This is a genomic window from Stakelama flava (assembly GCF_019351405.1).
In the GTDB taxonomy this organism is placed as follows: domain Bacteria; phylum Pseudomonadota; class Alphaproteobacteria; order Sphingomonadales; family Sphingomonadaceae; genus Sphingomonas; species Sphingomonas flava_A.
The window spans coordinates 149405-162287 of sequence record NZ_JAHWZX010000003.1; the positions used below are offsets into that span (position 1 = coordinate 149405).

The 12883-nt window shown below is 64.1% G+C and carries 11 protein-coding genes; 4 read left to right on the forward strand and 7 right to left on the reverse strand.

What is annotated here, in order from left to right:
• Nucleotides 1-5: 5 nt before the first annotated feature.
• From folP to glmM, 5 genes are all read right to left on the reverse strand, one after another.
• Nucleotides 6-1133 carry a dihydropteroate synthase gene (gene folP, locus KY084_RS04465; RefSeq protein WP_246586871.1) on the reverse strand — a complete coding sequence of 376 codons (1128 nt, stop codon included), beginning with the start codon at nucleotides 1131-1133 and terminating at the stop codon, nucleotides 6-8.
• Nucleotides 1130-2263: a site-specific DNA-methyltransferase gene (locus KY084_RS04470; protein WP_219237239.1), complete on the reverse strand. Its 1134-nt coding sequence runs from the start codon at nucleotides 2261-2263 to the stop codon at nucleotides 1130-1132. The genes folP and KY084_RS04470 overlap by 4 nt, the downstream gene beginning before the upstream one ends.
• A gap of 260 nt (nucleotides 2264-2523) precedes the next feature.
• Nucleotides 2524-3132 carry a ribonuclease HII gene (locus KY084_RS04475; RefSeq protein WP_219237240.1) on the reverse strand — a complete coding sequence of 203 codons (609 nt, stop codon included), beginning with the start codon at nucleotides 3130-3132 and terminating at the stop codon, nucleotides 2524-2526.
• A 42-nt stretch (nucleotides 3133-3174) separates the two neighbouring features.
• Nucleotides 3175-4383, reverse strand: a complete 1209-nt coding sequence (thiD, locus tag KY084_RS04480) for a bifunctional hydroxymethylpyrimidine kinase/phosphomethylpyrimidine kinase (RefSeq protein ID WP_219237241.1) — start codon at nucleotides 4381-4383, stop codon at nucleotides 3175-3177.
• 94 nt (nucleotides 4384-4477) lie between these two features.
• Entirely contained in the window at nucleotides 4478-5815 is a 1338-nt protein-coding gene (glmM, locus tag KY084_RS04485; RefSeq protein WP_219237242.1) for a phosphoglucosamine mutase, read from the reverse strand.
• Between the two features lie 72 nt (nucleotides 5816-5887).
• Here glmM and KY084_RS04490 point away from each other — a divergent pair, with 72 nt between their 5' ends.
• Together KY084_RS04490 and KY084_RS04495 are read left to right on the forward strand one after the other, a co-directional pair.
• The gene (locus tag KY084_RS04490; RefSeq protein ID WP_219237243.1) at nucleotides 5888-7153 is read left to right on the forward strand and encodes a dicarboxylate/amino acid:cation symporter; all 1266 of its coding nucleotides are present in this window, start codon (nucleotides 5888-5890) and stop codon (nucleotides 7151-7153) included.
• Nucleotide 7154: 1 nt separating this feature from the next.
• Nucleotides 7155-8207, forward strand: coding sequence for an AbrB family transcriptional regulator (locus KY084_RS04495; RefSeq protein ID WP_219237244.1), 1053 nt, complete (start codon nucleotides 7155-7157; stop codon nucleotides 8205-8207).
• 17 nt (nucleotides 8208-8224) lie between these two features.
• Here the strand turns inward: KY084_RS04495 and gor are convergent, their stop codons facing one another.
• On the reverse strand, nucleotides 8225-9574 hold the full coding sequence (gene gor, locus KY084_RS04500) for a glutathione-disulfide reductase (RefSeq protein WP_219237245.1): 1350 nt from the start codon (nucleotides 9572-9574) through the stop codon (nucleotides 8225-8227).
• A gap of 78 nt (nucleotides 9575-9652) precedes the next feature.
• Entirely contained in the window at nucleotides 9653-11152 is a 1500-nt protein-coding gene (gene pgi, locus KY084_RS04505; RefSeq protein WP_219237396.1) for a glucose-6-phosphate isomerase, read from the reverse strand.
• A 121-nt stretch (nucleotides 11153-11273) separates the two neighbouring features.
• Here pgi and lepB point away from each other — a divergent pair, with 121 nt between their 5' ends.
• Nucleotides 11274-12131 (forward strand): signal peptidase I, encoded by an 858-nt coding sequence (lepB, locus tag KY084_RS04510; RefSeq protein ID WP_219237246.1) that lies wholly within the window; start codon nucleotides 11274-11276, stop codon nucleotides 12129-12131.
• Nucleotides 12128-12799 (forward strand): ribonuclease III, encoded by a 672-nt coding sequence (gene rnc / locus KY084_RS04515; RefSeq protein ID WP_246586872.1) that lies wholly within the window; start codon nucleotides 12128-12130, stop codon nucleotides 12797-12799. Before lepB ends, rnc begins: the two co-directional genes overlap by 4 nt.
• Nucleotides 12800-12883 lie beyond the last annotated feature (84 nt).

Genomic DNA, 12883 nt, shown 5'->3' on the forward strand with positions numbered 1-12883 from the left:
GCGTTTCAGCCGCGCTGCCCGATCAGCGCCGCATCCTTCATGCCGCGCCAGACGCGCAGTGCCTGCACCGTTTCAGGCACATCGTGGACGCGCAGGATTTGCGCGCCCAGTTCCGCGCCGCGAAGCGCCAGCGCAATGCTGCCGCCCAGCCGCTGATAGGCGGGCGCTTCGTTCGACAGCGCGCCGATCAGCCGCTTGCGACTCGCTCCCAGCACGATCGGGCATCCCAGTGCATGGAACAGCGCAAGCCCGTTGAGCAGCGCCAGATTATGCTGCATCGATTTGCCGAAGCCGATGCCCGGATCGATCAGGATGCGTGCACGCTCCACCCCCGCCGCTGTCACCGCCGCGATCCGCTGTTCCAGCCAGTCGAACACTTCGATCAACGGATCGGCATATCCCGTGCCGCCGTGCGGGCCAGACCTGGGATCGGGCGAATGCATCAGCACTACCGGGCACGCCGCCTTCGCGACCACTGGCAAAGCACGTTCGTCCCAGGCGAGCGCCGCGACATCGTTGACGATATGCGCGCCGGCGGCCAGCGCCGCCTCCATCACCGCCGCCTTGCGCGTGTCGATTGAAATCGGCGTACCGGAAGCCGACAGCCGTTCAATTACCGGGACGACGCGCTTTACTTCATCGCCTTCCCACACCGCCTCTGCACCCGGCCGAGTCGATTCGCCGCCGATATCGATGATGCTTGCCCCGGCCGCACCCATGTCGAAGCCGGCGCTGGCCGCCGCCCCATCGTCATCGATATGCCTGCCGCCGTCCGAAAAACTGTCGGGCGTCCGGTTGAGGATGCCCATGACAAGCGGCTGATCGAGGCGAAGCGTGCGTTCGCCCGCGACGATCGGCGCGCGCGGCGAAGCGATATGTTCGGCCAGCCCGTATAGCCGTTCCGCCTGTGGCGCAGGCAAGGCTTCGGCAAATGCGCGCAGTTCGGAAACCGCCAGCGTCGTCTGTGCGATTCGCGCGCCACGCGCAACCGCGATCAGTTCATAGGCGCTGAACCACAACAACCCGCCGGCCAGCCGCGTGACCTCGCCATCGCGCTCGATCGGCGAATCGGCGAATTGCACGGGACGAAGATACAGCCGCGCATCGGCGGGGATGGCGGCGGAGTCGATCAAGGTTGCGTGGCGAGCAGATAGGTCTGGCGCAGCGTGTCGATCGGCTGCAGCGCGCCCTCGCTCTCGATATGCCAGAAGGTCCAACCGTTGCACGACGGCGCGTTCTGCACCGTCGACCCGACCTTGTGGATCGATCCCGAAACCGTATCGCAGGTGAGCGATCCGTCGGCGCCGACCACCGCCCGCCAGCGCCGCTTGGTGTCGGTCAACATCGTGCCGGGGGCAAGATAGCCGTTTTCGACAAGCTGGCCGAAGGCGACGCGTGGCGGTTTTTTCGTATTCGCCTGCATCGTTTTGAGCTGCGATTCGTCGAGCGGGAGCGCGGCCTCGATCCGTTCTTGCGCCGCCTCGACATAATTTCCCTCACGCTCGATGCCGATCCAGTGGCGGCCCAGCCGCTTGGCGACCGCGCCGGTCGTGCCGGTGCCAAAAAACGGATCGAGGATCACATCACCCGGCTTAGATGCCGCCAGCATCACGCGATACAGAAGCGCTTCGGGCTTTTGCGTCGGGTGAACCTTGTGCCCGTCCTTTTTCAGCCGCTCCGGTCCGCCGCAGATCGGGAATTCCCAGTCGGATCGCATCTGAAGCTCGTCGTTCAGCGTCTTCATGCTGCGATAGTTGAAGGTGTATTTCGCCTTTTCGCCCATCGACGCCCAGATCAGCGTTTCGTGTGCGTTGGTGAAGCGCGTGCCGCGGAAATTGGGCATCGGGTTGGCCTTGCGCCACACAATGTCGTTGAGGATCCAAAAGCCGGTATCCTGAATCGCGGTGCCGACACGAAAGATGTTGTGATAGCTGCCGATCACCCAGATCGAGCCATTGTCCTTCAGGATGCGGCGCGCTTCTTTCAGCCATGCCTTGGTGAATGTGTCATAGGCGGCGAAGCTGTCGAACTTGTCCCAGTCGTCGGTAACGGCATCGACCTGACTGCCATCGGGGCGGGCGAGGTCGCCCCCGAGCTGAAGGTTGTAGGGCGGATCTGCGAAGATCATGTCGATCGATTTGGCGGGTAGCGACTTCATCGCTGCGATGCAGTCATCCATCAGGATCGTGTCGAGCGGGAGCGGCGCCTGCGGCTTCGCCTTTGCCACGCGCGGACGCGCCGCGACCTTTTCCAATACCCCCATTTACCATCCCCTTTCATCAAGAGCGGCGGATTTCTGCGGATTCCAGCGAATCCGTCAAGCGCTGAATAGTTAATGCGCGTCGCTTAACATCGGGTAAGCGTCCGGAACATTCGGGCATCGGGGAAGATGTAGAGTCCTGAAGTTATCCACAGGCACTAGGGATGGGGTGTGGCGCAAAAGACTCACTTTTTTCGTTCATGCCCGCGCCATTTGCGCTGGGCGAAGTCGAAGCGACCAAAGAACTCCCTCACGATGCGGGTTCAACCACCACCTGCCAGCGGCAGTTCGGCCTGCGCTACGGGAGCGAAGCTGCGGCGGTGCAGCGGGGTGGGGCCGTGTTCTCGCAGCGCGCGGAGATGGTGCGGGCAGCCATAGCCCTTGTTCGAATGCCAGTTGTAGTGCGGGTGCGCCTCGGCATGGGCAATCATGATCGTGTCGCGGGTGTGCTTGGCGATGATCGAGGCCGCGGCGATGCACATGGCATGGCCGTCGCCGCCGACAATGGCGGTGGCGGGGTAGGTCCAGCGCGGCAGACGGTTGCCGTCGACCAGCACATGGCCGGGCGGACATCCCAACGCGTCCACCGCGAGCGTCATCGCCTTCATCGTCGCCCAATAGATGTTGAGCCGGTCGATCTCTTCGGGCTCGACGATGCCGATGCCGACGATCGCGCGCTCGCGGATACGCTCGTACAGCGTGGCGCGGGTCGCCGCGTTCAGCTTTTTCGAATCGTTCAGGCCGCGCGGGCAGCCGCGTTCGGGCAGGATAACCGCAGCGGCCACCACCGGACCGGCCAGCGGGCCGCGCCCCGCTTCATCCACGCCGCACACGGGCGCGGGGTAGAGTTTTTCATGTTTGCGGCTGGGCATGGTTGGGCAACTATATCGGGATGGCGCAGGTGGCGAAAGCGCTTAAGCATCGGGGTCTTTCTCCGGCAGCCGCCAGGGCGGGTAACGGCGCATCTCGCCAGCCTGATAGAGGCAGACCATGTTTCCGCACGGGTCGCTCAGCCGCGCCTCGCGCCAGCCCCATTTTTCATCGCGCGGTCCGGAAGCGAATTTCAACCCGAGCAGCTTGAGCGTTTCGACCGTGACGTCAAGGTCTCCGCATTCGAGATAGACGACCGGTTTGCCGTCGATTTCCTGTGCCGCCTCGATCGACAGGGTCGCGCCGCCTTCGCTTTCGAACCGGGCATAGCGGGGCGAGGATCGCACGATCTGTTTGAGGCCGAGCAGGCGGTAGAAATGTTCGGATGCGGCGAAATCGCTGGTCGGCACCGTCACCTGATTGAGCATCGGCGCCCAGCGCGTTTGATTGAGGTCGAGGCGCACCGCCTGTTGCCCCATCGGGCCATGGCCGGTGCCAATACCGGGTGCCTCGCGCATCGCAAGGCGGACAAAGGCGCGCGCTCGCCCGATTGCTTCAGGAAGCGTCCAGTCGCCGGCAAGTTCGGTCGCGATCGCGGTGGACAGGGTGCAGCCGGTGCCATGGTTCTGATCGGTGTCGATGCGCGGGTCTTCCCACGCTATTTCCGGCGGATGATCGGGGTTGGTGCCGAACAGCCGGTCGGTGACCGTGTCGCCCGTGCCATGCCCGCCCTTGACCAGAATGGGACAGCCAAGCTGGTCGGCAAGCGCGCGCGCGGCTTTCGACCGTGCGGTGGCGGACGCGGTCTTCTGGCCCGACAATGCCGCGAGTTCGGGAAGGTTCGGCGTTGTCAGGCTCGCGACGCGGATCAGCCGTTCGAACGCCGCGATTGCTGCGTCATCGGCAAGCGCGGCACCGCTCGACGCCACCATGACGGGATCGAACACGATCGGCAGGTCGGGCAGCGTTTCCAGCCGGTCGGCGAGCGCGTTGGCCGTCCGGAACGATCCGATCATCCCGATCTTGATCGCATCGACGCCGATATCGTCAAGGACAGCGTCGATCTGCGCCATCACGATGTCGGTGGGTACGGCATGAACATGGGTTACCGCGCGCGTATTCTGCGCGGTGATCGCGGTAATCGCCGTCATCGCATGGCCGCCGAGCATGGTCGCGGTCTTGATATCGGCCTGAATCCCCGCGCCACCGCCCGAATCGGACCCCGCGATGATCAGGATGCGCGGCACGGTCATGGCGCGGCCCGCATGGAGGGAGCGTTTGGAACGTCGCTCCGCCCGTCGCGCAAAACGGGGCGGGCAGACGGGAGCGCGGCGACCATGCGAACGATCATGCCGCCGAGCGGACCGCGTCGCAAATGCGGTCGACCACCGCCTCCACCTGACGCTTGTCGTCGCCTTCGGCCATCACGCGGATGACGGGTTCGGTGCCCGAGGGGCGGATGACGAGGCGTCCCGATCCGTTCAGTTCTTCCTCGGCCTTTGCAATCACCGATTTCACATCGTCGTTTTCTAGCGGCCTGCCGCCCGAAAAACGGACATTCTTCAACAATTGCGGGACGGGGGCGAAGCGGTGGAGCACCTCGCTCGCCAGGGCGTTCGCGCGGACCAGTTCGGCAAGCACCTGAAGCGCGGCGATCAGGCCGTCGCCGGTGGTGGCGTAATCCGAGAGGATGATATGGCCCGATTGTTCGCCGCCGACATTGTGCCGCCCCTCGCGCATCGCTTCCAGGACATAGCGGTCGCCCACCCTGGTACGCACCAGATCGAGGCCGAGTCCTGACAGATGCCGCTCCAGCCCGAGATTGGACATGACCGTCGCGACCAGCCCGGCCCGGTTGAGCCGTCCCGAATTCGACCAGCCTTCGGCAATCACCGCCATCAACTGGTCACCGTCGACCACGCGGCCGGTTTCATCGGCGACGATCAGTCGGTCGGCGTCACCGTCCAGCGCGACGCCGATATGCGCGCCGCTCGCCACCACGGTTTCGCACATCGCCTCAGGCGCGGTGGAGCCGCAGCGATCATTGATATTCTTGCCGTTTGGCGTGACGCCCAGCGTGACGACCTCCGCCCCCAATTCCCAAAGTGCGGTCGGCGCGACCTGATAGGCGGCGCCGTTCGCGCAATCGACGACGATTTTCAGACCTTCCAGCGTCAGGTCGTCGGGAAAGGTCGTTTTTGCAGCGTGGATATAGCGGCCGCGCGCATCCTCAACCCGGCGCGCGCGGCCGATATCGGCGGCGGCGGAAAGCACCGGCTCGTTTTCGATCAGCGCTTCGATGGCGTGTTCGTCGGCATCCGACAATTTATAGCCGTCTGGGCCGAACAGCTTGATCCCGTTATCGGCGAACGGATTGTGGCTGGCGGAGATCATCACGCCCAGATCGGCGCGCATCGACCGGGTCAGCATCGCGACCGCGGGGGTGGGCATCGGGCCGACCAATGTCACGTCCATTCCCATCGATGTGAAGCCGGCAACCAGCGCATTTTCAAGCATATAGCCCGAAAGCCGCGTATCCTTGCCGATCACCACACGGTGGCGATGGTCGCCGCGGCGGAAATGCGCGCCGGCCGCCATTCCCACCTTCATCGCCATATCGGCGGTCATCGGATGCAGGTTGGTCGCCCCGCGAATTCCGTCGGTGCCGAAATATTTCCTTGTCATCGCGTAGTCCATGGTCACGTTGTCAGGTCGGTTCGGAGCGTGTGATAGCGCCGAAAGCAACAAAGGGCGAGCATGTCACAAGCAACGCGTATCCTTCTTTCGCTGATTGTGGGCCTTATCATCGGCGTCGGAGCGGCAGCTCTTGCGCCCGATCGTGCGCAGGGCGCTATCGGATGGGTTCAGCCGATCGGAACGGCCTGGCTGAACGGCCTTCGCATGACGATCGTGCCGCTGGTCGTCTCGTTGCTCATCACCGGCATCGGTCAGACGGCGGCGATCGCGCGGGCAAGCACGCTGGCGACGCGAACGATCCTGCTGTTCATCGCGCTTTTGTGGCTTTCCTCTGCGCTGGGCGCGATACTCACCCCGACCTTGCTCGCCTGGTTCCCGCTGCCTGCGGATTCGGCGGCGGCGCTGCGCGACACCTTTTCGGCGGCCAAACCGGTCGGCGACATTCCGCCATTCGCCGATTTTCTGGTCGCGATGGTGCCCACCAATCCGCTGGCATCGGCGGCGCATGACGATTTCCTGCCGCTGATCGTGTTTACCACCGTTTTCGCCTTTGCCGTGACCCGGCTTCCCGAAGGGCCGCGCGACACGCTGCTCGCCTTTTTCCAGGCGCTGGCCGACGCGATGCTGGTGGTCATCAACTGGGTGTTGCTGCTCGCGCCGATCGGGGTTCTGGCGCTCGCCTATGTCGTGGGGGCGAAGACGGGGACCGCGGCGGTGGGTGCGCTGTTCCACTATATCCTGATAATCGCCGGGGTCGGCGCGCTGCTTTCGCTGCTTGCCTATCCGCTGGCGCTGATCGGCGGGCGGGTGCCGCTGGGCATGTTCGCGCGCGCAACCGCGCCGTCGCAGGCGGTGGCGATTTCGACGCAATCCTCGCTCGCCTCACTGCCCGCGATGCTGCGCGGGGTGGAGAAAGTGGGGCTGCCGGTTTCGACGAGCGGCGTGGTGCTGCCCATGGCGGTGGCGATCTTTCGCTTCACCGGCCCGTGCATGAACGTTGGGGTTGCGATCTATATCGCGCACGTCTTCGGCATCCATCTCGGCCCCGCCCAATATGCCGCAGGAATCGCGGCCGCGGCGATCACGACGATGGGCGCGGTAAGTTTGCCGGGGCAGATCAGCTATGTCAGTTCGATCGCGCCGATCGCCATAGCGATGGGGGTGCCGATCGAGCCGCTGGCATTGCTCGTCGCGGTGGAAACCATGCCCGATCTGGTTCGCACCATCGGAAACGTGACGATGAATGTCGCGGTAACGACGGTGGTAAGCGAACGGATCGGGGGCACGCGAAGCGAAGCCGACGAATTGCTGGACCACGGCGCGTGAGGTGCAGGGTTTGACCATCCGCGGCATGCGCTGGGCGCTGCTGGTCGCGCTGTCGGTGCTGCTTGCCGCCGGCTTCGAACTGGCCGGACTTTCCGCGGGATTGCTGCTCGGCCCGATGGTCGCTGCGATTATCTTCGCACTGCGCGGATCGGCGATGAAGGTCCATACCCGCCTGTTCCAGGCGGCGCAGGCGCTGATCGGGATATTGATCGCGCATTCGATCACCGGTGACATCGCCGCGACCGTGATCGCCGACTGGCCGATATTCCTGGGCTGCACGGTCGCGACATTGTCGGCCAGCGCGTGCCTGGGCTATCTGCTCAGCCGGTGGCAGGTGCTGCCCGATACGACCGCGATCTGGGGATCGATGCCTGGCGCGGCGTCGGCAATGACGATCATGGCCGACAGCTTCGGCGCGGATTCGCGGCTGGTCGCGTTCATGACCTATACCCGCGTGGTGTGCGTGGCGGGCGTCGCCTCGGTGCTTGCCGCGCTGTTGACCGGAACCGCCCATGGCAATGTGGTGGCCGAACTGTTCGCGCCGGTTTCCTGGACGGTGACCGTCGTTTCGCTGGGCGTCGCGATAGTCGGCGCGGTGGGCGGCGTCGCGCTCGGTGTGCCGGCGGGGGCGCTGGTCGGAACGCTGCTACTGGGCGCAGCGCTCAACCTGGCCGGGCTGGCGGCGGTGGCGCTGCCCGGCTGGTTGCTCGCGATCGGCTATGCGCTGGTGGGATGGCGCATCGGGCTGAACTTCACCCGCGAAACAGTGCGCATGGCGAAGCGGGCGCTGCCGCGCGTACTGATGGCGGTGGCCGCGCTGCTGTGCTTCGCATTCGCGATCGCGTTGGCGCTCACCCGGCTTGCCGATATCGACCTTTTGACCGCCTATCTGGCGGTCAGTCCCGGGGGGATGGATTCGGTGGCGATCATCGCCGCTTCGATCAAGGTCGACCTGCCCTTCGTCATGGCGATGCAGTTTCTTCGCTTCGCCGTGGTGTTGATTGCGGGGCCGGCGGTGGCGCGCATCGCCGCCCGCCGCTTTGTCGGCGAATAGGCCTGCCGGTCCGCCACTTATTTCAGCAGCACAAGCTCCTCGGCCATGCTGGGATGCAGCGCGACCGTCGCGTCGAAATCGGCCTTGGTCAGCCCCGCCTTCACCGCCACGGCCGCCGCTTGCAGGATTTCGGGCGAATCGGGGCCGATCATGTGAAGACCGACAACCTTGTCGGTCTCGCCGTCGCACACCATTTTGTAGAGCGCGCGTTCGTTGCGCTGCGCCAGCACGTTCTTCATCGCGCGAAAATCGCTGGTATAGATTTTCACCGACCCAAGTTTCCGCTTCGCCTCGCTTTCGGTCATGCCGACCGAGGCGATCGGGGGGTGGCTGAACACCGCGCTGGGGATGCAGGCGTAATCGACCGTTGTCGGTTTGTCGCCGAAGACGCTGTCGGCAAATGCCTGGCCTTCGCGGATGGCCACGGGAGTGAGTTGCACCCGGTTGGTGACATCGCCCACCGCATAGATCGATTCGCAGGTCGAGCGGCTGTGTTCGTCCACCTTCACCGCGCCCTTTTCATCAAGCTCGACGCCTGCATTTTCAACGCTCAGCGAATGCGTGTTCGGCACGCGTCCGGTGGCGAACAGGACGCAGTCGACATCGATCGGTTCATGTTCGGACATCGCGACTTTCAGCGACCCGTCGTCATTCTTTTCGATGCGTTCGAATTCGGCGTGAAAGCGGAATTCGATCCCCTTCATCGTCGAAATCTGCAGCAGCCGGTCGCGCACCGAATGGTCATAGCCGCGCAGGATGACGTCGGTGCGGTTGATCAGCGTCACCTGACTGCCGAATTCGTTGAAGATACCCGCGAATTCGTTAGCGATATAGCCGCCGCCCGCGATCAGGATGCGCCGGGGCAGGGTGTCGAGGTGGAATACCTCGTTCGAGGTGATGCCCAGTTCGTGTCCGGCAAATTGCGGAATATGCGGCGTCGCGCCGACGGCGATCAGGATTTTGCCGGCGCTCACCGTCTTTCCGCCCGCCAGCTTGACCTCGTTCGGGCCGGCGATGGTCGCGCGTTCGTGGATGATCTCCACCCCGTGATTGGTCAGCGTCTCCTGATACGCACCGTTCAGCCGGTCGACCTCGCCCAGCACATTGTCGCGCAGGCACTGCCAGTCGAACTGGCAATGTTCGGGCACTTTCCACCCGAACCGGATCGCATCGCGAAGGTCCTCGGCGAAATGCGCGCCGTATACCAGCAGCTTTTTGGGCACACAGCCGCGAATGACGCACGTGCCCCCGACGCGATGCTCCTCGGCGATGGCGACCTTTGCCCCGTGCGCTGCCGATACGCGCGCGGCGCGCACGCCGCCCGATCCGGCGCCGATGACGAACAGGTCGTAGTCGTAGCTGGTCATTGAAATCTCCGTGGCGCTGAAATGAGGTCGAAGCGCCGTCGCTTATCATGCGCTGAAGGAAGTACCGACAGGCGGGCTTCAGTCCGATCCGAAGGCGCGGGCGATCAGGTCGTTCGTCGAAGCGTCGAAATCCTGACCGCCCTGATCGGCGGCCTTCGCCATTTCCTTGCCCAGTTCGACGCCGAACTGGTCGAACGAATTGATGCCCAGCAGCACGCCGTTCACAAAGGTGCGATGTTCGTAAAACGCGATCAGCGCGCCCAGCGTGCGCGGATCGAGCGTGTCGAGCAGCAGCGTCGAGGACGGGCGATCACCGGGATAGGCGCGCGCCGGATCGTCATTCGCGCGCCCCTTCATCAGCGCGGCCCCTTGCGCGAAGGCGTTGATGAGCAACTGGCGATGATGATCGGGGTCGAGCACGTCGCCCGGTTCGATCACGGCAAGGAATTCGACCGGCACGATATGCGTGCCCTGATGAAGCAACTGGAACACCGCATGCTGGGCATCGGTGCCGACCCCGCCCCAGGTGATCGGCGCGGTGGGATAATCGATCGCTTCTCCGGTGTCCGTCACCCGCTTGCCGTTCGATTCCATTTCGAGCTGCTGGAGGTAGCTCGGCAGCAGCCGCAGCCGTTCGTCATAGGCAAAGACCGCCCGCGTTTCGCACCGCCGTGCCTGAGTATAATACAAGTCGGCAAAGGCGGCGAGCACAGGGGCGTTGGCATTGAAATCGGTGAAGCGGAAATGGCGGTCCATTTCGGCCGCGCCCTCCAGCATTTCCTCGAACACATCCCAGCCGAGGCCGAGTGCTGCGGGAAAGCCGATCGAGGACCAGAGCGAATAGCGCCCGCCTACGCTTTCGTTGAACGGAAGGATGCGGGTTTCATCGACGCCCCATTCGGTCGCCTTGTCGGGCGAGGCGGTGAGCGCCACCACCTGACCATAGGGGTCTTCGACGCCGCCTTCGGTCATCCACTGGATCGCGCTGTTGGCGTTCAGCATGGTTTCGGTGGTGGTGAAGGTCTTTGACGCAATGACAAGCAGTGTCGCGGCGGGGTCGAACCCCTTAATCGCCTCTTCCATCGCCACGCCATCGACATTCGATACGATTGCGACGTCATAGCGGTCCGAATCGCGGCCCAGCGCATCGACCAGAAGGTCGGGGCCAAGCGCCGACCCACCGATCCCGACATGCAGGATGTGGCGAATCGGCCCCAGCGCCTCCGCCTCGATCGCGTCGATCAGCGCGCGCATACGGGCGTGGAAGTTTTTGGCCATCGCCACACTGTCCGATGCGCCTTCGCCGCGCTCGGCGGTATGTTCGACCGCGCGTCCTTCGGTGACGTTGATCGCTTCGCCCGCGAACATCGCTTCGCGCTTTCCGGCAAGGCCGGCATCGCCCGCCAGCTTAACGAATGCGTCGAGGGCATCGGCGGTGAGATGCGTTTTCGACCAGTCGAAATGGATGCCCGCCACGTCGAGGCTGAGCAGCGAGACGCGCTCGGCATCGACGGCGAACAGATCGCCCAGCGACTTCGTTTCAAGGGATCGGATCGCGCTCCAGTCACATGCTGCCATCATTTCGCTCCATTATTGCCCTCGGCGGGTGCTGATATGTCCCCTATCGTGCCGATGTCGGGATCGCCAGCGCCAACGCGCGGCTTGACGGGCAGGTCCCCCCGCCGCACAGGAAGATGCCATGGACGACAGCGCGACGCACGATAACGAATCCGGTAAACCGATCGGCAGCAGACAGGGTGAAGCAAAGGGTGGCGGCGCGGCTTCGGAAGTGCGCGAAACGCTGTCCTTCCTGCTGAAACTGGCGCTTGCGGTGTTCATCATCCGCAGCTTCCTGATCTCCCCGTTCGTCATCCCTTCCGAATCGATGCTGCCGCGCCTGCTGGTCGGCGACTATATCTTCATCACCAAATGGAATTACGGCTATTCCAAGCATTCGCTGCCCTGGAGTCTGCCGCTGATTCCCGGCCGCATCTTCGCGGGCACGCCCGCGCGCGGCGACGTGGTGGTGTTCAAGGCGCCGCCGACCAATGATCAGGACTGGATCAAGCGGGTGATCGGCCTGCCCGGCGACACGGTGCAGATGAAGAACGGCCAGCTTTTCCTGAACGACAAGCCGGTGCCCAAACAGCGGATCGCCGATTTCATCGAACCGGTATCGCCCAACACCCATTGCGAGCCGGCGTATCAGGATACTGCCGACGATGGCAGTGCGATCTGCCGCTATCCGCAATATCGCGAAACGCTGCCCAACGGGAAAAGCTACAACGTCCTCGACCTTGGTCAGACGATCGCCGACGATACGCAGGTGTTCAAAGTACCCGAAGGGCATGTGTTCCTGATGGGCGACAATCGCGACAATTCCGAAGACAGCCGTTTCCCGCAAATGGCGGGCGGCGGCATCGGCTTCGTTCCGATCGGCAATCTGGAAGGCAAGGCGGTGGTCAATTTCTGGTCCACCGACGGCAGCGCAAGCTGGGTCCTGCCCTGGACCTGGTTCAGCGCGGCGCGCTGGGAACGGATCGGGGAAGGCTTTTGAGTTCGGATGGCCTTGCCGACTGGATCAGCGAAACCTTCGGCCATACGCCAGACGATATCGAACCCTATGCCCGCGCGTTGACGCATGGCAGCCAGACGGCGGCCAATTATGAACGGCTGGAATTTCTGGGCGACCGGGTTCTGGGCCTGATCATTGCCGGCTGGCTGTACGAACGCTTTGCGAACGAAGCGGAGGGCGCGCTTTCGAAGCGGCTCAACGCGCTGGTCGCGGGCACGGTATGCGCCGATGTCGCCCGCGAAATCGGGGTCGCGCCCTATCTGCGTCTTGGCAAGCAGGCGCGCGAAGACGGCGCGGCGCAAAGCGACAATGTGCTGGGCGATGTGATGGAGGCGCTGCTCGGTGCGCTGTACCTCGACGCTGGGCTGGATGCGGCGCGCGCGTTCGTCAGGCGCGCCTGGGGGGAACGGATCGACAGCCAGACAAAAGCACCTCAGCATCCCAAATCCGCGCTTCAGGAATGGGCCGCCGCGCACAATCGCCGCCCGCCCGAATATTTAGTGATTGACCGCAGCGGCCCGCAACATGCGCCGCGTTTCACCGTGAAGGTCACGATCGGTAAGCTCGCCGAAGCGACCGGCGAGGGCGCATCGAAACAGGAAGCCGAAACCGCCGCGGCGAGAGCGCTGCTGGCCGCAGTGAAGGCGTAGGGGGTAGGCGCGGCCAGATAGGGTCGTTGCGGCGTCCCCTTATCTCCGTTTGCACTGAGCTTGTCGAAGTGCGGTCTTTCTTGT